The sequence below is a fragment of the Pseudarthrobacter sp. AG30 genome (assembly GCF_003116525.1).
Taxonomy (GTDB): domain Bacteria; phylum Actinomycetota; class Actinomycetes; order Actinomycetales; family Micrococcaceae; genus Arthrobacter.
This window is the reverse complement of the sequence record NZ_QEHL01000026.1, coordinates 13,678-31,254: the sequence shown is the minus strand read 5'-3', so window position 1 is coordinate 31,254 and position 17,577 is coordinate 13,678. Positions and strand designations below refer to the sequence as shown.

The 17,577-nt window shown below is 67.9% G+C and carries 20 protein-coding genes, 1 tRNA gene and 1 riboswitch; of the genes, 20 read left to right on the top strand and 1 reads right to left on the bottom strand.

Translation table 11 applies throughout. The annotated features are described in order from the left end of the window. Window positions 1–42: 42 nt before the first annotated feature. From DC347_RS18645 to hisF, 14 genes are all read left to right on the top strand, one after another. Window positions 43–114 (top strand) — tRNA-Val (locus tag DC347_RS18645). A gap of 104 nt (window positions 115–218) precedes the next feature. After that, window positions 219–1,082 (top strand): cytochrome, encoded by an 864-nt coding sequence (locus DC347_RS18640; protein WP_109864013.1) that lies wholly within the window; start codon window positions 219–221, stop codon window positions 1,080–1,082. Window positions 1,083–1,159: 77 nt separating this feature from the next. Further along, complete coding sequence (gene def / locus DC347_RS18635; protein ID WP_109864012.1) at window positions 1,160–1,750, top strand: peptide deformylase; 591 nt, start codon at window positions 1,160–1,162, stop codon at window positions 1,748–1,750. Continuing rightward, window positions 1,747–2,667: a methionyl-tRNA formyltransferase gene (gene fmt / locus DC347_RS18630; RefSeq protein WP_109864011.1), complete on the top strand. Its 921-nt coding sequence runs from the start codon at window positions 1,747–1,749 to the stop codon at window positions 2,665–2,667. The genes def and fmt overlap by 4 nt, the downstream gene beginning before the upstream one ends. Then, window positions 2,664–4,289 (top strand): RsmB/NOP family class I SAM-dependent RNA methyltransferase, encoded by a 1,626-nt coding sequence (locus DC347_RS18625; protein ID WP_109864010.1) that lies wholly within the window; start codon window positions 2,664–2,666, stop codon window positions 4,287–4,289. The genes fmt and DC347_RS18625 overlap by 4 nt, the downstream gene beginning before the upstream one ends. 70 nt (window positions 4,290–4,359) lie before the next feature. After that, window positions 4,360–5,037 (top strand): ribulose-phosphate 3-epimerase, encoded by a 678-nt coding sequence (gene rpe / locus DC347_RS18620; protein WP_109864009.1) that lies wholly within the window; start codon window positions 4,360–4,362, stop codon window positions 5,035–5,037. A 39-nt stretch (window positions 5,038–5,076) separates the two neighbouring features. Then, window positions 5,077–5,225, top strand: a riboswitch (FMN riboswitch). 170 nt (window positions 5,226–5,395) lie between these two features. Next, window positions 5,396–6,535 (top strand): bifunctional diaminohydroxyphosphoribosylaminopyrimidine deaminase/5-amino-6-(5-phosphoribosylamino)uracil reductase RibD, encoded by a 1,140-nt coding sequence (ribD, locus tag DC347_RS18615; RefSeq protein WP_109864061.1) that lies wholly within the window; start codon window positions 5,396–5,398, stop codon window positions 6,533–6,535. Next, entirely contained in the window at window positions 6,535–7,197 is a 663-nt protein-coding gene (locus tag DC347_RS18610; RefSeq protein WP_018761146.1) for a riboflavin synthase, read from the top strand. Before ribD ends, DC347_RS18610 begins: the two co-directional genes overlap by 1 nt. A gap of 56 nt (window positions 7,198–7,253) precedes the next feature. Beyond that, a complete protein-coding gene (gene ribB / locus DC347_RS18605) occupies window positions 7,254–7,940 on the top strand; it encodes a 3,4-dihydroxy-2-butanone-4-phosphate synthase (protein WP_165838079.1) in 687 nt (228 codons plus the stop codon). Then, on the top strand, window positions 7,937–8,671 hold the full coding sequence (gene ribA / locus DC347_RS18600; RefSeq protein WP_018761148.1) for a GTP cyclohydrolase II: 735 nt from the start codon (window positions 7,937–7,939) through the stop codon (window positions 8,669–8,671). The genes ribB and ribA overlap by 4 nt, the downstream gene beginning before the upstream one ends. A gap of 18 nt (window positions 8,672–8,689) precedes the next feature. Further along, a complete protein-coding gene (gene ribH, locus DC347_RS18595) occupies window positions 8,690–9,175 on the top strand; it encodes a 6,7-dimethyl-8-ribityllumazine synthase (RefSeq protein ID WP_109864007.1) in 486 nt (161 codons plus the stop codon). Window positions 9,176–9,280: 105 nt separating this feature from the next. After that, window positions 9,281–9,544 carry a phosphoribosyl-ATP diphosphatase gene (locus DC347_RS18590; protein ID WP_009358176.1) on the top strand — a complete coding sequence of 88 codons (264 nt, stop codon included), beginning with the start codon at window positions 9,281–9,283 and terminating at the stop codon, window positions 9,542–9,544. 85 nt (window positions 9,545–9,629) lie between these two features. Next, entirely contained in the window at window positions 9,630–10,490 is an 861-nt protein-coding gene (gene hisG / locus DC347_RS18585) for an ATP phosphoribosyltransferase (protein ID WP_109864006.1), read from the top strand. 42 nt (window positions 10,491–10,532) lie between these two features. Then, entirely contained in the window at window positions 10,533–11,309 is a 777-nt protein-coding gene (hisF, locus tag DC347_RS18580) for an imidazole glycerol phosphate synthase subunit HisF (RefSeq protein WP_109864005.1), read from the top strand. A gap of 67 nt (window positions 11,310–11,376) precedes the next feature. Here hisF and DC347_RS18575 read toward each other — a convergent pair whose 3' ends face one another. After that, the gene (locus tag DC347_RS18575) at window positions 11,377–12,021 is read right to left on the bottom strand and encodes a TIGR03085 family metal-binding protein (RefSeq protein WP_026264411.1); all 645 of its coding nucleotides are present in this window, start codon (window positions 12,019–12,021) and stop codon (window positions 11,377–11,379) included. A 111-nt stretch (window positions 12,022–12,132) separates the two neighbouring features. On the opposite strand from DC347_RS18575, the gene hisI reads away from it, so the two are divergent. The 6 genes from hisI to trpB all read left to right on the top strand — a co-directional run bounded on the left by hisI (window position 12,133) and on the right by trpB (window position 17,572). Beyond that, complete coding sequence (hisI, locus tag DC347_RS18570) at window positions 12,133–12,585, top strand: phosphoribosyl-AMP cyclohydrolase (protein WP_109864004.1); 453 nt, start codon at window positions 12,133–12,135, stop codon at window positions 12,583–12,585. Between the two features lie 114 nt (window positions 12,586–12,699). Then, on the top strand, window positions 12,700–14,262 hold the full coding sequence (locus DC347_RS18565) for an anthranilate synthase component I (protein WP_109864003.1): 1,563 nt from the start codon (window positions 12,700–12,702) through the stop codon (window positions 14,260–14,262). Further along, entirely contained in the window at window positions 14,262–14,915 is a 654-nt protein-coding gene (locus tag DC347_RS18560; protein WP_109864002.1) for a Trp biosynthesis-associated membrane protein, read from the top strand. The genes DC347_RS18565 and DC347_RS18560 overlap by 1 nt, the downstream gene beginning before the upstream one ends. 104 nt (window positions 14,916–15,019) lie before the next feature. After that, window positions 15,020–15,307 carry an HGxxPAAW family protein gene (locus DC347_RS18555; RefSeq protein WP_018761156.1) on the top strand — a complete coding sequence of 96 codons (288 nt, stop codon included), beginning with the start codon at window positions 15,020–15,022 and terminating at the stop codon, window positions 15,305–15,307. Beyond that, on the top strand, window positions 15,307–16,125 hold the full coding sequence (trpC, locus tag DC347_RS18550) for an indole-3-glycerol phosphate synthase TrpC (RefSeq protein WP_109864001.1): 819 nt from the start codon (window positions 15,307–15,309) through the stop codon (window positions 16,123–16,125). Before DC347_RS18555 ends, trpC begins: the two co-directional genes overlap by 1 nt. A gap of 127 nt (window positions 16,126–16,252) precedes the next feature. After that, window positions 16,253–17,572 carry a tryptophan synthase subunit beta gene (gene trpB, locus DC347_RS18545; RefSeq protein ID WP_109864000.1) on the top strand — a complete coding sequence of 440 codons (1,320 nt, stop codon included), beginning with the start codon at window positions 16,253–16,255 and terminating at the stop codon, window positions 17,570–17,572. Window positions 17,573–17,577: the final 5 nt, after the last annotated feature.

Here is a 17,577-nt window from a genome sequence, read left to right as displayed (position 1 = left end):
TTTTGAAATGGCCGGAAGGTCGGCTAGCATTCAAATGCATCGGGGCGATTGGCGCAGTGGTAGCGCGCTTCGTTCACACCGAAGAGGTCACTGGTTCGAACCCAGTATCGCCCACCGCAAAGGTCCGTTTCCGCTCATACGCAGCGGAGACGGACCTTTTTTGTGTTCGGATCCAGCGTCCGGAGATTTTGTCGGCCCCCTGTGAAAGAGTCTTTTGTATGACTGATCCGCTTCTTGCCCACGCTACTGAATACGGCCGGATGTACGCACGGTCCACGTCTGAACAGTTTTCCGTGCCGTCCATCACCACCGTCATCAGCCAGCAGCCGCACGGCCTGGACGGCTGGTTCGGATACATGGGTGCCAGCAGCCTGGCGAACGACCCCCTGCTCGCGGACTGCCTGGGGAGTCCGGCGAAAATCAAGCAGGCCGTCAACCGCGCGGCGAAGGCAGCCGAGACCTACCGGGACGACGCCGCCAGGCGGGGGGACCGGGTCCACAACTACTGCGAGCAGGTGGCGCTCCGCGCGCTGGGTCGCCCGCACACCATGAAGGAAGCCCGCGAGGCCCTGGCCGCAAACGGGGAAGAAGCCTTCGCCGTCCGCTTTGACGAGTGGTGGGAGCTCTTCCGGGTGGAGCCCATCGCCCCCGAGATCACGGTCTGGAACAATACGGTGGGCTATGCAGGCACCCTTGACCTGGTGGCCCGGATCAACGGACGAGTCTGCCTGATCGACTACAAAACCAAGGGCACCACCCGCGACGGACTGGTCAAACCGCTCGATGACAAGGTGGTCATGCAGCTGGTTGCCGGCATGAAGGCGGAGGAAAGCCTGGTGGATGCGGGTGCCGGAACCTGGGAGCCCTGGAAATACGGCGACAACCCGGTCCTGCTGGCTGTCGCCATCGGTAAAACCGAGGTGCGTCCGGTCCGTGCCAATCCCGAAGTCCTCAAGCACCACTGGTGGAAGTTCTGCGCCTTGCGCCGGGTGTGGGAATTGTCCGCGGACACCCTCAGCGCCGGCACGGCGCTGCTGCCCATCGCGCCGCCGCCGCTGGCACAGGCCGCCCGTACCGCCTAGGACCGAGCCGAGCGGCGGGGGACTGCACCTAAACTGGACAGGTTCCCTTTGCCGCCAACCGTGAGGAATAACTGCGCATGGCTATCCTGAATATCCGCATCATCGGCGATCCCGTGCTCCGCACCGTGGCCGATCCCGTGACGGAATTCGGACCCGAGCTTGCCAAACTGGTCGCCGACATGACCGAGACCATGGAGGATGTGGAAGGCGCCGGCCTTGCCGCGCCGCAGGTCGGCGTCAGCAAGCGTGTCTTCACCTACCGCATCGACGGCGTGGAGGGCCACATCATCAACCCGGTGTTGGAGAACAGCGAGGACTACCAACCGGACCATGTAGAGGGTTGCCTGTCCATCCCCGGCCTCGGCTTCCCGGTCCGCCGCTTCCGCACCACCCGGGTCACCGGCGTCGACATGCACGGCAATCCGGTGACGGTCGACGGCGAGGGTCTGCTGGCGCGGTGCTTCCAGCATGAAAACGACCACTTGGACGGCATCCTCTACACCGACCGGCTGGAGGGTGAAGACCGGAAGGCAGCGCTGCGCTCCATCCGCAATGCCAATTACGACGCCGTCGCCGAACGCACCACGGCCAAGCGCGCCAAGAGCGTCGGGTCCAGCTTCGGCGGCACAAGTTTTGGTGCCCCCGGCAGCTTTGGCAACGCCGAATGAGGGTCCTCTTTGCCGGTACTCCGGCAGTCGCCGTTCCCTCGCTCGATGCCCTGGTCAACGCCGGCTTTGAGGTCGTCGCAGTCCTGACCCGCCCCGATGCGCCGCTGGGGCGCAAGCGCGTGCTGACGCCCTCCCCGGTTGCCCGGCGCGCGGCTGAGCTGGGCATCGATATCATCCACGCGGCCAAGGTGGACGCCGGCACCACCGCACGCATCTCGGCTGCCGCGCCTGACGTGGCAGCCATCGTTGCCTACGGCGGCCTGGTCCCGCCGGCCGCGTTGGCCGTGCCCCGCCACGGCTGGGTCAACCTGCACTTCTCCCTGCTGCCGGCGTGGCGTGGAGCAGCGCCGGTGCAGCGGGCCGTGATGGCCGGAGACGACCTCACCGGTGCCGTCACCTTCCGGCTTGAAGAGGGGCTCGATACCGGTCCCGTCTTCGGGACGCTGACCGAGCCGGTGGGCGCCAACGACACCGCGGGCGACCTGCTCGAGCGGCTGTCGCGCAGCGGAGCGGTCCTGCTGGCCCAGACACTGTCCGCCATCGACGCCGGACAAGCGGTGCCGCAGCCGCAAACGGGCGATGTCACCCTCGCCCCGAAGCTGACCTTGGACGACGGCCGACTCACCTGGGCCCACCCGGCGCTTGCCATCAGCAGGCAGGCGCGCGGCGTCACCCCCGAGCCGGGAGCCTGGACCATGCTGGATGGCCAGCGGATCAAGCTTGAGCCGGTCCGGCTCCGGCCGGGTGTTGCCGGCCTGGCGCCGGGGTCGGTGTCCGTCCAGGGAAAGAGCGTCATGGTGGGAACGGGATCGCACGCGGTGGAACTCACTCGGATCCAGCCCTCCGGCAAGAAAATGATGGCTGCCGCCGACTGGGCGCGCGGGATGGCTTCTATGGAGGGCGTGGTGTTCGAATGAGCGGTTCCGGAGAAAACCCGGGCGGCCAGGGCAGGCCCGGAGGGCGGGGGAACGCCGGGCGGAACGGCCAAGGCGGCAGCGGCGTTTCCGGCGGCCGCGGTCGAGGCAGCGGCGGTTCCGGCGATGCCAGCCGGCGGAACGCCAAGGGACGGGAACGCAACCGCGGGCCGCAACGGAGCTTCACCGAGCAGGCGCCGTCGCAGCGGACCCGGCGCGCCGACCCCGCACGGCTGGTGGCCTTCGAGGTTTTGCGCGCCGTCGCACAGGAGGATGCCTACGCCAACCTGGTGCTCCCCGCACGGATCCGGCACCACCACCTGGACAAGCGGGACGCCGGCTTCGCCACCGAGTTGAGCTACGGTGCGCTGCGCAGCCAAGGCACCTACGACGCCATCCTGGCCCGGTGCGTGGACAGGCCGCTTGACCAGCTTGATCCGGCCGTCCTCGACGCCCTCCGGATCGGCGTCCACCAGCTGCTGGCCATGAGGGTCCCGGCCCATGCGGCATTGGACCAAACGGTTGGACTGGCCCGCGCCGTCATCGGTGCAGGCCCTTCGGCACTGATCAACGCAGTCCTGCGCAAGGTCACGGCCCGCACCCTTGATGAATGGCTGGACCTTCTGGTGGCGGGCGAAACCGACGACACGAAGATCGCGTCGCTGCGGTACGCCCACCCGGAGTGGATTGTCCGGGCCATGCGGCAATCGCTGGTGGCGCACGGCCGCCCCGCCACCGAGATCAACGCGCTGCTCGAAGCTGACAATGCGGCACCCGTGGTCAACCTGGTGGCGCTGCCCGGGCTCGGGAGCCTGGAGGAAGCCCTGGAAACCGGTGCCACGCCCGGTGAACTGGTGGAGGGATCCGCGCTGTCCAGCGGCGGGGACCTGGGCCGCCTGGCCTCTGTCCGGGCCGGAACCACCCGCGTGCAGGACGTCGGTTCCCAATTGGTGGCCAGGGCGCTTGCCGCCGTCGACCTCGGCCCGGCGGCGGATGCCGCTGGCGGGCCAACTGCGGCCGTTTCCCCGGAGGCGTGGCTTGATCTTTGTGCGGGGCCTGGCGGGAAGGCGGCATTGCTGGGGGCCCTGGCCCACCAGCGCGGCGCCACGCTCCTGGCGAACGAACCGGCGCCGCACCGGGCAAAGCTCGTCGGCCAGGCCCTGGCCGCGGTGCCGCACGAGAGCTGGCAGGTCCGCACCGGAGACGGCCGCGATGTCGGAACGGAGCAGCCCGGCGGTTTCGACCGCGTCCTCGTGGACGTCCCGTGCACGGGCCTGGGAGCGCTGCGCCGCCGTCCGGAGTCCCGGTGGCGGCGCTCACCCAAGGACATCGCGGACCTCGGCCCGCTGCAGCGTGAGCTGCTGGCATCCGCGCTGGCAGCGGTCCGTCCCGGGGGAGTCGTTGCCTACGTGACCTGTTCGCCGCATCCGGCCGAAACCACCGCCGTCGTGGCTGACGCACTCCGGAAACGCGACGACCTTGAGCTCCTTGATGCCGGCGCCGCCCTGGACGCGGTCAGCCTCACCGGCAACCTTGGCGCCGGACATGAGTTGACCGCCCAGCTTTGGCCCCATGTCCACCACACCGACGCCATGTTCCTGGCCCTCATCAAAAAGACATCCTGACCGGGAGTGTCCCTGCCAGGGCAGTGACACTCCCGGCAACACCCCCACACCTTCAGCGAAAGGCACTTCCGTGGCGCAATGCTGCATCAACCCGAGCATCCTCTCCGCCGACTTCGTCAACCTTGAGGCCGAACTCCAGCGGATCAGCAACGCCGACGCCGTGCACGTGGACGTGATGGACAACCACTTCGTCCCCAACCTCACCCTTGGGCTGCCGGTCGTGCAGCGGATCCAGGCGGTCAGCCCCGTTCCGCTGGATGCGCACCTGATGATTGCCGATGCCGACCGCTGGGCGCCCGGGTTCGCCGACGCCGGGCTCGCCTCGGTCACCTTCCACGCCGAGGCCTCCATCGCCCCCATCAAGCTCGCGCGGGAACTGCGCAGCAGGGGCGCCAAGGCCGGGATGGCCTTGCGGCCGGCCACGGCGGTTGAACCGTACCTGGACATGCTGCCGGAACTGGACATGCTGCTGATCATGACCGTGGAGCCGGGCTTCGGCGGCCAGGCTTTCCTGGATATCACGCTGCCCAAGATCCGCAGGGCCCGGGAAGCGGTGGACGGTTCGGGACTGGGAGTCGCCATCCAGGTGGACGGCGGTATTTCGGAGGACACCATCGCCCGCGCCGCCGAAGCCGGCGCCAACGTCTTCGTCGCCGGCTCCGCGGTCTACGGTGCGGAGGATCCGGCCGCAGCCATCGAGCTGCTCCGTGCAAAGGCCAGCCGGACGTTACGTGCGACGACGGAATAACCGGCTGCCCCTGCCGGTTGTGGCACAATAACAACACACATACGTGCTCCGGGGTCGGTGTAAGTCCGAACCGGCGGTGACAGTCCGCGACCCGCGAGCCGGTGCCCTTTCCACAGGGACCCGGCAGACGGTTGAACCGGTGGAATTCCGGTACCGACAGTTAAAGTCTGGATGAGAGAAGCACGTACAGCTGTATCTGCGGGCCTTTGTGCTCCGCAGCGTTCTGCTGTCGTATATCCCCGGAGCCATCGCGGTTCGAGAGGGAAGGAACGACACGAATGAACCCCCAGCGATGGCTCTTCAACGCCACAAGTCCTGCTGCTTCCACGGCAGGCACCAACTCCCCGACGGCCGCCGCATGAGCGGTGCAGTTGAACTGAAACCAGCCGCCGGAGTAGTCACAGCCTTCAGCACGGATGAAATCCGGGCCATGGAGGAAGCCCTCGAGGCAGCCCTGCGGGGTCCGCGCGGCGCCAATCCGTTGGTGGGTGCCGTCGTCATCGGCCCCGACGGCCGCCACCTGGTCACCGGCCACCACCGCGGTGCCGGCACCGCCCACGCCGAAGCCGACGCCATAGCCCAGGCTGCCGCCGTCGGCATGGACCTCTCCGGCTGCACCATGGTGGTCACGCTCGAACCCTGCAACCACGTGGGCCGCACCGGGCCGTGCACGGAAGCGATCATCGCCGCGGGGATCACCGACGTGGTCTACGCCATCGACGACCCCCATGACCCTGCCGCCGGGGGAGCAGCCACCCTCCGCGCCGCCGGGGTAAGTGTCCGCAGCGGCCTCGGCGCCGAGGAAGCGCTGGACCTGAACCGGCAATGGTTTGAGGCCGTCGCGGCCAAGCGGCCCTTCGTCACGCTGCACATCGCACAAACCCTGGACGCCAGGATCGCTGCCGAAGACGGCACCAGCCAGTGGATCTCCAGCCCGGAATCGCTGGCGGACAACCACGGGATCCGCGGACGCATCGATGCCATCCTGGTGGGCACGCAGACCGTGCTGGTGGACAACCCGCGCCTGACCGCCCGAAACCCCTCCGGTGGGCTGGCCGCCAAACAGCCCGTACGGGCCGTCATGGGGCTCCGGGACATTCCCGACGACGCAGCAATCCGCGGCGATGACGGCCTGGCCGTCCACCTGCCCACCCGCGACCCCGCCGAAGCCCTGTCCATGCTGTACGACGCAGGCGTCCGCCACATCATGGTGGAGGGAGGATCACGGATCCTCAGCTCATTCCTCTCGGCCGGGCTCGTGGATGAACTGATCATGTACCTCGCCCCCACTTTGCTGGGCTCGGGCACCCCGGCCCTGGACGGGCTGGGCATCACCACCCTTGCCGACGCCCAGCAATGGGAATGGGACCAGTCCGACGGCGGCGCCGTGCGGACGCTCGGCCGGGACCTGAGACTTCACCTAAGACCGCAACGCAGAGTTGCACTGGACCACCAACCAACCCGCGGTACCGCGGAGCAAGCCCAGGGAGGCCGCTGATGTTCACCGGAATTATCGCCGAGCAGGGGCAGGTGCTGTCCGTTGAGCGCGACGGCGACACCAGCGCCACCGTCCGGCTCCACGCACCCGGGTCCACGGAGGGCCTGGCACTTGGCGGTTCGATCGCCGTCAACGGGGTCTGCCTCACGGCCACCGCCATTGACGGCAAGGAGTTCAGCGTCGACGTCATGGGCGAAACACTGCTCCGGAGTACCATCGGCGAACTCGCTGCCGGCGACTCCGTCAACCTGGAACGCTGCGTCCCCGCCGGCGGCCGCCTGGACGGGCATGTGGTGCAAGGCCATGTGGACGGCGTAGGTGTCCTGCTGGAAAGGGAAGCCCAAGGCAACTGGGAGCGGCTGCGCTTCGGCGTTCCCGCCAACCTGGCCCGCTACATTGCAGAAAAAGGCTCCATCGCCATCGACGGCGTTTCCCTCACGGTTACTGCCGTCAGCCCCGCGTCCGAGCAGGAACCCTGGTTTGAGGTAGGCCTCATTCCCACGACGCTGGCTGAGACCGGCCTGGGCACCAAGCACACCGGCAGCCGGGTGAATCTGGAAGTCGACGTGCTGGCCAAGTACACCGAACGGCTGCTGGCCTTCCGCGAACCGGCCTCCGCGGCCGGTGCCGGCGAGGCTGCCACCGCTGGAGGTGCACGGTGAACGCCGCGGTACACCTGGACACGCCCGTCGCCGGAGACCCGGCCACCGGCCAGCCGGTGGCCCAGGCGCCGGGCAAAGGCCTGGACCCGATCGAGGACGCTGTGCGCGCCATGGCCGCCGGCCGGCCGGTGCTGGTGGTGGACAATGAGGACCGCGAGAACGAAGGCGACATCATCTTCGCGGCCCAGCACGCCACACCGGCGCTGATGGGCTGGACCATCCGCTACAGCTCGGGCGTAATCTGCGTGCCGCTGACGGGTGCCCGGGCCGATGCCCTGGAGCTTCCCCCGATGACGGCCGTCAACCAGGACGCGAAGGGCACCGCCTACACGGTCTCCTGCGACGCGGCCACCGGCGTGAGCACGGGAATTTCCGCGACGGACCGTGCCTTGACGGCCCGCGTCCTGGCGGACCCGCACGCGGTTCCGGCCTCTGTGACCCGGCCGGGGCATATTTTCCCGCTTCGTGCGGTTGAGGGAGGTGTGCGGGAACGCCAGGGCCACACCGAGGCCGCGGTGGACTTGTGCCGCCTTGCCGGCCTGGAGCCTGTCGGGGTGATCGCGGAAGTAGTGTATGACGACGGTGAAATGATGCGCCTGGACGGCCTCAGGACTTTTGCGGCCGACCATGGGTGCCCGCTGATCTCGATCGAGGACCTGGTGGCGTATCTTGAAGCCGGGGCCGGGGGAACCCAGCGCGAGAAGGTCCGGGTCACGCCGGGCGAAGAGAAGGAGAAGCCATGACGGCATCGGCAGCCAGAGACGACAGCCACCAGGACGGCCACAGGGACCACCACTCGGTACCCGGTGCCGGGACCTACCCCGTCAGCGGAGGTCCCATTGTGCAACTGCCCACCGCCTTCGGGGACTTCGTTGCCCAGGCCTGGACCGACGTCCTCACCGGTGTGGAGCACCTGGCCGTGAGCTCGCCCAACGCGCCCACTGACGGCAAGGCACCCCTGGTACGGCTGCACTCCGAGTGCCTCACCGGCGACGTCTTCGGTTCCTACCGGTGCGACTGCGGGGAACAGCTTGCCTTCGCGCTGGAACTGATCCGCGACAACGGCGGCACCCTGCTCTACCTGCGCGGGCAGGAAGGCCGGGGCATCGGCCTCGCCAACAAGATCAAGGCCTACGCGCTGCAGGAAGCGGGCTTCGACACCGTGGAAGCCAACGAACAGCTGGGCCTGCCGGTTGACGCGCGGTGCTACAAGGCCGCTGCCCAGATCCTCGCCGAAATGGGCCTGCACGAGGTCCGGCTGCTGAGCAACAACCCGGACAAGCAGAACAGGCTGGCCCAGGCCGGCGTCAAGGTGGTGGAAATGGTCCCCACCGAGGTCCCCTCCCGCGAACAGAACATCCGGTACCTGCGCACCAAGAAGGACCGGATGGAGCACCGGCTCCTGCTGGACACCAGCGTGGCACCGGTGCCCGTACCGGCCCCCGAATCCCCTTACGACCACGAACAAGACTGAACGGAACACGACACACCCATGAGCGGACACGGCGCCCCCGACATCGACCTCAGCACCCTCAACCCGGCCGAGACTTCGCAGCTGAAGCTCGCCATCGTGGCAGCCAGCTGGCACACGCAGATCATGGACGGCCTCCTGGACGGCGCCCTGCGGGCCGCGAAGGACGCAGGCATCAGCGAACCCACCGTCCTGCGCGTTCCCGGCAGTTTCGAGCTGCCGGTGGCCGCCGCACGCCTGGCCCCGCATTTCGACGCCGTGGTGGCCCTCGGCGTCGTGATCCGCGGTGGAACGCCGCACTTTGACTACGTCTGCCAGGCCGCGACGTCGGGCCTCACCGACGTCAGCGTTTCCACCGGGGTGCCGGTGGGCTTCGGCGTGCTCACCTGCGACAACGAACAGCAGGGGCTGGACCGCGCAGGACTTCCCGGCTCCAAGGAAGACAAGGGGCATGAGGCGGTCACCGCTGCCCTGGCCACGGCCGTGGTCCTGAAACAGTACGCATAACTCCGATGTCCACGTGACGGGCGCGGTGTGTATTCGCTCACATCGCGCCCGTCATGCAACGGCCCGGGAAGCGCCCGTGCGGCCGCAGCAAGTAGGCTGGAGGGCGTGAAGAATTTCGAGACGCTGTTCGCTGAGCTCAGCGAGAAGGCAGCCACCCGTCCGGAAGGCTCCCGCACCGTCGCAGAATTGGAGTCCGGTGTTCACGGCATCGGCAAGAAAGTCGTTGAGGAAGCAGCCGAAGTATGGATGGCTGCCGAATATGAATCCGATGAAGCCGCGGCAGAGGAAATTTCCCAGCTTTTGTACCACCTGCAGGTTCTGATGCTCGCCAAAGGCCTGACCCTGGAAGACGTCTACAAGCATCTGTAGCCACTGGTTCGGCGCCTGCCGCCGGCCCTGCTGTGGCCTTCATTTGCCTGAAAATCCAGACCTTCCACCCCAGAAAGAATTTCCCATGCTGCGAGTAGCCGTCCCCAATAAGGGCTCCCTGTCAGAAGCCGCCTCCGCCATGCTCTCCGAAGCCGGATACCGCCAACGCCGCGACAGCCGCGAACTGGTCATGGTGGACCCGGACAACGACATCGAGTTCTTCTTCCTCCGCCCCCGCGACATCGCGGTCTACGTCGGCCGGGGAACGCTCGACGTCGGCATCACCGGCCGCGACCTCCTTCTGGACGCCGAGGTGGAAGCCGAGGAGTTGCTCCCGCTTGGGTTCGCCGCCTCCACCTTCCGCTTTGCCGGTCCGGTGGGCGACTTCAGCTCTGCCGCAGAGCTCGAAGGCAAGCGACTGGCCACCAGCTACGACGGACTCCTGCGCAACTACCTCGCCGAACGGGGCATCAACGCCAAGGTGGTCAGGCTCGACGGCGCCGTTGAGTCTTCCGTCCGGCTTGGCGTCGCGGATGCCATCGCCGACGTCGTGGAGACCGGGAACACCCTCAAGGCCGCCGGCATGGAAATTTTCGGCGAGCCCATCCTGAAGTCCGAAGCCGTCCTGATCCGGCGCACCGGCAATGGCGGCGCGGCGAACGGCACCGCCAAGGAAATCGAGGTGCTCATCCGGCGCCTCCAGGGTGTCTTGGTGGCCCGCCAGTACGTGCTGATGGACTACGACATCCGCAAGGAACTCGTGGAAAAGGCCGCAGGCCTGACCCCCGGCCTGGAATCGCCCACGGTCTCGCCGCTCCGGGACTCGGACTGGGTCGCTGTACGGTCCATGGTTCCCAAGAAGGAAACCAACCGGATCATGGATGAACTGTACGACCTCGGCGCCCGCGCCATCCTGGTCAGCAGCATCCACGCCTGCCGCATCTGACCACCGGCGACCCTCAGCAGCACTGAATATCCAGGAGTTCCCATGGCAGTAGCAGTACGCGTCATTCCCTGCCTCGATGTCGACGCCGGACGCGTCGTCAAGGGCGTCAACTTCGAGGGCCTCCGCGACGCCGGTGACCCCGTGGAACTGGCCCACCGGTACGACAATGCCGGCGCCGACGAACTGACCTTCCTCGATGTCACGGCCTCCTCCGGAAACCGCGAGACCACCTTCGACGTGGTCCGCCGCACCGCCGAGGAAGTCTTCATCCCGCTCACCGTCGGCGGCGGCGTCCGGGGCGTCGCCGAGGTGGACAAACTCCTCCGGTACGGCGCCGACAAGGCCTCCATCAACACCGCTGCCGTGGCGCGGCCGGACGTCATCGACGAAATCACCCGCCACTTCGGATCCCAGGTGCTCGTTCTGTCCGTCGACGCCCGCCGCACCCGCCCGGGGTCCCGGCCCACGCCGTCGGGATTCGAAGTGACCACCCACGGCGGCCGCACCGGGACCGGGATTGACGCCATCGCGTGGGCGAAGGAAGCCGCCGACCGCGGCGTGGGGGAGATCCTCCTCAACTCCATCGACGCCGACGGCACCAAGGACGGCTTCGACCTCGAACTCATCAAGCTGGTCCGGGCCGCCGTCAGGGTGCCGATCATCGCCTCCGGCGGCGCAGGGGAGCCCGCACACTTCCCGCCGGCGGTTGCTGCCGGCGCGGATGCCGTGCTGGCGGCGTCAATTTTCCACTGGGGCCCGGACGACATGATGTCCCAGGTCAAGGACGCCATCCGGGACGCCGGCTTCGAAGTCCGTTAACCCGACTGGCTCGCAGCTGTTGTCGTTATGAACGCTCTTAACGGCAACAACTGCGAGCCAGTTTCGGTCAGAGGCCTACTTCGGCTGACTGCAGGAGGGCGACGGCGTCCGGCTGGCCTTCGAAGGTGACCAGGGCGTGGCGCGTGCGGCCGTGGGCGTGCATCAGCAGTTCGCCCGGCTCGCCCACGATGGCCACGGAGACAGGCGCCCGCTTGGCGACGTGGCGGGGACCGGACGGACGGACCAGCACGATGCCGAGGTCCACGCCGCGGTACAGGATGGCGGCACGCTTGACCAGTTCGTCCCAGAGCGCATCAGAGTACGCCTCGTCCAGGGCCCGCGGCGCCCACCGGTCCACTGCCCGGCGGACGTCCTCGGTGTGCACGAAGTACTCGATCAGGTTGGCGCTTTCGTCCAGGGCTTTGATGCTCATCGGCGAAAGGGCCGGCGGCCCGGCACGGAAGGTGTTGACCAGCCGGGCGTAGTCCTCGGTGGTGGTCAGCTTGGCCGCAAGCTTGGCAGTGGCCTGGTCGGAGGCCTTGGCCAGTCGCTTGATGATCAAACCGAGCCCGACGGCGGCCTTGCGCTCCCGCAGGTAGAGGTGCGCGGCAAGGTCCCTGGTGCGCCAGCCCTTGCACAGCGTGGGCGCATCAGGGCCGGCCGCAAGCAGGGTCTCGGCCAGGACTTCTCGGGACGGTTCGACGAAATGCATCACTTGTGAAACTAGCACGAGAGCCGCGAAGTTGGGCAGCATCCCACCGCCCGGTGGCGTGCCGTTGTTCACATCGGGAGGGCGGCCGCCAAAGGCACTAGACTTGACCCGATGTCTGAGCAGCCAACCCCCGCCCCAACCGCTGGATCCAACGGATCCCAGGTACCGTCGTCGTCCGCTGAATCCGACCCGGCAACACCCGGCTCCGGACCGCTTCCCGAGGACGTGGCAGCCGCGCTCAAGCGCGATGCCGCCGGCCTGGTGGCAGCGGTGGTCCAGCAGTTCGACACGAACGAGGTCCTGATGCTCGGTTGGATGGATGACGAGGCACTGCGCCGGACCATGACCACCGGACGCGTCACGTTCTACTCGCGGTCCCGCCAGGAGTATTGGCGCAAGGGCGACACTTCCGGCCACGTCCAGTGGGTCAAGTCGGTTGCACTGGACTGCGACGGCGATGCACTCCTGGTGCGCGTCGACCAGGTCGGTGCCGCCTGCCACACCGGCACCCGCACCTGCTTCGACGGCAGGGACCTCACCGTCGTCACAGGCCACGCACGCTAGGCCGGACCGGCTGCCGGGCCACGGCGTCCCAGCCGGCCGCGGCCAACCCAGCAAGCACACTCAAGGTGTCCGGCGCGGCCGGCCCTTCAGAAGAACAGGCGGACAAGCATAGCCATGCAGGACCTTGGAACCATCAGCCCAAGCCTTGAGGAATTCCGGGAACTCGCCGGCCACAGCCGGGTCATCCCCGTCAGGCTCAAGGTACTGGCCGACGCCGAAACACCCATCGGCCTGTACCGCAAGCTGGCGCAGGGCCAGCCCGGAACGTTCCTGATGGAATCCGCGGCCGTTGGCGGCGCCTGGTCCCGCTACTCCTTCATCGGTGCCCGGTCCCGCGCCACCCTGACCACCAAGGACGGACAGGCCCACTGGCTGGGCGAGCCGCCCGCCGGCGTCCCCGTCAGCGGCAGCCCCGTCGACGCCGTACGCGACACCATCGACGCGCTGCGCACCGACCGCTTCGAGGGGCTCCCGCCCTTCACTTCCGGCCTGGTGGGGTTCCTGGGCTGGGAAACCGTCCGGCACTGGGAGCGGCTGGTCAGCCCGCCCGAGGACGACCTGCAGCTGCCGGAGATGGCCCTGAACCTGGTCACCGACATGGCCGTGCACGACAACGTTGACGGCACGGTCCTGCTCATTGCCAACGCCATCAACTTCGACAACAGCTCCGAGCGCGTGGACGAGGCCTGGCACGACGCCGTCGCGCGGGTAAAGGAACTCCTGGCCAAGATCAGCGCCCCCGTCCCGCAGCCGGTCTCCGTTCTGGAACCGGCGGCACTGGATTTTGCGTCCAGCGTCCAGGAACGCTGGGATGAGGCCGAGTACCTGGCCGCCTTGGACCGCGGCAAGGAAGCCATCGTGGACGGCGAGGTCTTCCAAGTGGTGATTTCGCGACGGTTCGAGATGGAATGCCACGCGTCCGCCCTGGACGTCTACCGGGTCCTGCGCAACACCAATCCCAGCCCCTACATGTACATCTTCAGCCTGGCCGACGCCGAGGGCCGCGAATACTCCATCGTCGGATCCTCGCCCGAAGCCCTGGTCACGGTCACCGGCGAGGAAGTCATCACCCACCCGATCGCCGGATCCCGTCCCCGCGGGAAGACAGTGGAAGCGGACAAGGCCCTCGCCGAGGAACTGCTCGCCGACCAGAAGGAACGTGCCGAACACCTGATGCTGGTGGACCTCTCCCGCAACGACCTCTCCAAGGTCTGCGTGGCCGGCACCGTGGACGTCACACAGTTCATGGAGGTGGAGCGCTTCAGCCACATCATGCACCTGGTGTCCACCGTGGTGGGCAGGCTGGCACCGCAGGCCAAGGCCTACGACGTCCTGAAAGCGACGTTCCCGGCCGGCACCCTCTCCGGCGCGCCCAAGCCCCGGGCGCTGCGCCTGCTGGACGAACTCGAACCGCACCGCCGCGGCATCTACGGCGGCGTGGTGGGCTACCTCGATTTCGCCGGCGACATGGACATGGCCATCGCCATCAGGTCCGCGCTGATCCGCGAAGGCCGGGCCTACGTCCAGGCCGGCGGCGGCATCGTGGCCGACTCCGTGAACCCCACGGAGGCCCTCGAAACCGTCAACAAGGCCGCCGCCCCGCTGCGCGCGGTCCACACTGCCGGTTCCCTGCACAACATCTCCGCGGAATCCCTTCCCGGCCGGACGGAGTCCTGATGGCTGACTCCGGAGTGGCTGCCGGCAGCGCGGGAACAGCAGGCAAAGCCGGCAAAGCCAAGGCAGGCCGGACCACACCCGCGTGGGCGCGCAAGTCCACGCTGGTCCTGCTGATCACCCTCCTGGCCCTGGCCGCGTTCGGCACCACCACCCAGACGTGGATGACCGCCACCTTGGACCCCAACCAGGCAGGCGCCGCGCAAAGCGTCCTGCCCGTGCAGGGGAGCAAGGCGGCCACCACCGTCACGGCCCTGGCCCTGGTGGCCTTGGCCGGCGGGCTGGCAGCGTCCATTGCCGGCAGGATCGCCCGGTGGGTCATCACCGCCATCATCGTCCTTGCCTCGGCCGGCATCGTGACTGCCGCCGCCACCGTCCTTGCGGACCCGCTGGCAGCGGCGCAGGGAACGATTGCCACCGCTACCGGCGTCTCCGGCAGCCAGGCGCACGTTGAACTCACTGCTTTCCCGGCAGTGGCCGTCGTCGCCGGCTGCCTGCTGGCCCTGGGCGCCCTGCTGATCATTCCCGCATCCCGGCACTGGAAGGCGCGCACCAAATATGACGCGCCCGTCGCAGCCGGGCAGGCGGCTCCGGCCGGACCCGTGGACGAGATCGACAGCTGGGACCGGCTGTCGCGCGGCGACGACCCCACCTGAGCGGCGCCGCCGCCGGCGCCGGAACCGGCGGGACGCCTGACGGTACGCGGGCGGCAACCAAAAAATGGCAGAATGTAAGCAGTATCCATCCTGAGGAGATTTCCATGAGCAAAGCACCTGCGTCCGCTTCCACGTCCGGCACCCGCACGGTGGCCCCCGGCGTCATTGACCACAGCCAGGAACTTGGCCACGGCAACAGCCCGGCCGCCTGGACCTGCGTCATCGTCATGCTCGTCGGCGCACTCATCGCAGCCATCGCGTTCGTCATCGCCAGCACCCCCATCTTCATCGGCGGAGCCGTGGTCATGGTGATCGGGCTGATCCTCGGTTACGTCATGCGCAAGGCAGGCTACGGCGTCGAAGGCAGCAAGCTGAAGAACTCCGGCCACTGATGGCAACTGTTCTCGACGACATCAACGCCGGTGTCCGGGAGGACATGGAGGCCAGGAAGCGTCTCGTTTCGCTGGCTGAGCTGAAGGACCGGGCCCAGGCCGCCGCGCCCGCACGCGACGCATGGGCGGCCCTCGGCGGCACCTCCGCAACCCGGGAACAGCTGAAAGTCATCGCGGAAATCAAGCGCCGCAGCCCCTCCAAGGGCGACCTGGCCAGCATCGGGGATCCGGCGTCGCTGGCCAGGCAGTACGCCGACGGTGGCGCGTCCGTCATCAGTGTCCTCACCGAACAGCGCCGCTTCAACGGATCCCTCGCCGACCTTGACGCCGTGCGCGCCGCCGTCGACGTCCCGCTGCTCCGCAAGGACTTCACGCTTGACGAGTACCAGGTCTGGGAGGCCCGTGCCCACGGCGCCGACCTCATCCTGCTGATCGTTGCCGCACTCTCCGACGCCCAACTCACCGAGTTCAGCGCCCTCAGCGCCGAACTGGGCATGAACGTGCTCGTGGAGACCCACACCGAAGAGGAAATCGAGCGCGCCGTGGCGGCGAACGCCCGGATCATCGGCGTCAACGTGCGCAATCTGAAGACGCTCGACGTCGACCGTTCAGTCTTCGCCTCCTTGGCGGGCCTGATCCCGGGCGACGCAGTGGTGGTCGCCGAATCGGGCGTCCGCGACGCCGAGGACGTCACGCATTACGCCGCAAACGGCGCCAACGCCATACTGGTGGGCGAGGCCCTGGTGAGCCATGCGACTCCCCGGGAACGAATCGCCGAATTCGCTGCCGCGGGTGCCGCCGCGATCGCCGCGCGCTGACGGCACCCCGGCGCACCCTGCATTGCGGTGCCGGCCCGTGCCGGCCCCGCAGTGCCTGCAACCACCGATCCGGCCCAGGCTGGAACAGCACACTTTTGACCGATCAACTTGGAACAGGACGGGACTGATGGCCGACGCACCCTCAGGGCACGCTGAGAACAACACCGCGGAAGCATTCCTGCAGGGCGGATCCCTCCGCCACGCGCCGGGGCCGTACTTTGGCGGCTACGGTGGCAGGTGGATGCCCGAGTCCCTGATCGCCGCCCTGGACGAACTTGAGGAAACCTTCAACAAGGCCAAGGACGACCCCGACTTCCGGGCCCAGATTGCCGACCTGAACAAGAACTACTCCGGCCGGCCGTCGCTGCTGACCGAAGCCAAGCGGTTCTCCCAGCATGCCGGGGGAGTGCGGGTGTTCCTCAAGAGGGAGGACCTCAACCACACGGGTTCGCACAAGATCAACAACGTCCTGGGCCAGGCGCTGCTCGCCAAGCGGATGGGCAAAACCCGGATCATCGCCGAAACCGGCGCCGGCCAGCACGGCGTGGCCAGCGCCACCGCCGCTGCCCTGCTTGGGCTGGAGTGCGTGGTGTACATGGGCGCCGAGGACTGCCGCCGGCAGGCGCTGAACGTTGCCCGGATGGAGCTCCTGGGTGCCAAGGTCATCCCGGTCACCAGCGGATCACAGACCCTCAAGGACGCCATCAACGACGCCCTCCGGGACTGGGTGGCCAACGTCGCCAACACCCACTACCTGCTCGGGACAGCGGCCGGAGCCCACCCGTTCCCCGCCATGGTCCGCTACTTCCACGAGGTCATCGGGGAGGAAGCCCGTGCCCAGATCCTGGAGCAGGAGGGCCGGCTCCCCGACGCCGTCTGCGCCTGCATCGGCGGCGGCTCCAACGCCATCGGCATCTTCCACGGCTTCCTGGATGACCCGTCCGTGAAGATCTACGGCTTCGAGGCCGGCGGCGACGGCGTGGAGACCGGCCGGCACGCGGCCACCATTTCGCTGGGCAAGCCCGGCGTCCTGCATGGCGCCCGCTCCTACCTGATGCAGGACGACGACGGGCAGACCATCGAATCACACTCCATCTCCGCCGGCCTGGACTACCCAGGGGTCGGCCCGGAACACTCCTACCTCTCGGACATCGGACGGGTCAGCTATGAACCCATCACCGACACCGAAGCGATGGAAGCCTTCCGCCTTTTGTGCCGCACCGAGGGCATCATTCCCGCCATCGAGTCCGCGCACGCGCTGGCCGGTGCCATCAAAGTGGGCCAGCGGCTCGCCGCCGAAGACCCCGCCAACGCGGCGGAGAAGATCATCATCGTGAACCTCTCCGGCCGCGGCGACAAAGACGTGGCCACCGCCGCCGAATGGTTTGACCTGCTTGACAAGGATTCCGCCGAATCGGAAATCGGCAAAGAGGGGGAGCAGCTGTGAACAGT

Bases quoted from the DNA above. Each gene is read 5' to 3' on its own strand.
- hisG (WP_109864006.1), top strand. From the start codon at position 9,630: ATGCTGCGAGTAGCCGTCCCCAATAAGGGCTCCCTGTCAGAAGCCGCC.
- trpB (WP_109864000.1), top strand. From the start codon at position 16,253: ATGGCCGACGCACCCTCAGGGCACGCTGAGAACAACACCGCGGAAGCA.
- ribA (WP_018761148.1), top strand. From the start codon at position 7,937: ATGACGGCATCGGCAGCCAGAGACGACAGCCACCAGGACGGCCACAGG.
- def (WP_109864012.1), top strand. From the start codon at position 1,160: ATGGCTATCCTGAATATCCGCATCATCGGCGATCCCGTGCTCCGCACC.
- DC347_RS18610 (WP_018761146.1), top strand. From the start codon at position 6,535: ATGTTCACCGGAATTATCGCCGAGCAGGGGCAGGTGCTGTCCGTTGAG.
- hisF (WP_109864005.1), top strand. From the start codon at position 10,533: ATGGCAGTAGCAGTACGCGTCATTCCCTGCCTCGATGTCGACGCCGGA.
- trpC (WP_109864001.1), top strand. From the start codon at position 15,307: ATGGCAACTGTTCTCGACGACATCAACGCCGGTGTCCGGGAGGACATG.
- hisI (WP_109864004.1), top strand. From the start codon at position 12,133: ATGTCTGAGCAGCCAACCCCCGCCCCAACCGCTGGATCCAACGGATCC.
- ribH (WP_109864007.1), top strand. From the start codon at position 8,690: ATGAGCGGACACGGCGCCCCCGACATCGACCTCAGCACCCTCAACCCG.
- DC347_RS18640 (WP_109864013.1), top strand. From the start codon at position 219: ATGACTGATCCGCTTCTTGCCCACGCTACTGAATACGGCCGGATGTAC.
- DC347_RS18565 (WP_109864003.1), top strand. From the start codon at position 12,700: ATGCAGGACCTTGGAACCATCAGCCCAAGCCTTGAGGAATTCCGGGAA.
- ribD (WP_109864061.1), top strand. From the start codon at position 5,396: ATGAGCGGTGCAGTTGAACTGAAACCAGCCGCCGGAGTAGTCACAGCC.
- DC347_RS18575 (WP_026264411.1), bottom strand. From the start codon at position 12,021: ATGCATTTCGTCGAACCGTCCCGAGAAGTCCTGGCCGAGACCCTGCTT.
- DC347_RS18625 (WP_109864010.1), top strand. From the start codon at position 2,664: ATGAGCGGTTCCGGAGAAAACCCGGGCGGCCAGGGCAGGCCCGGAGGG.
- DC347_RS18560 (WP_109864002.1), top strand. From the start codon at position 14,262: ATGGCTGACTCCGGAGTGGCTGCCGGCAGCGCGGGAACAGCAGGCAAA.
- DC347_RS18555 (WP_018761156.1), top strand. From the start codon at position 15,020: ATGAGCAAAGCACCTGCGTCCGCTTCCACGTCCGGCACCCGCACGGTG.
- fmt (WP_109864011.1), top strand. From the start codon at position 1,747: ATGAGGGTCCTCTTTGCCGGTACTCCGGCAGTCGCCGTTCCCTCGCTC.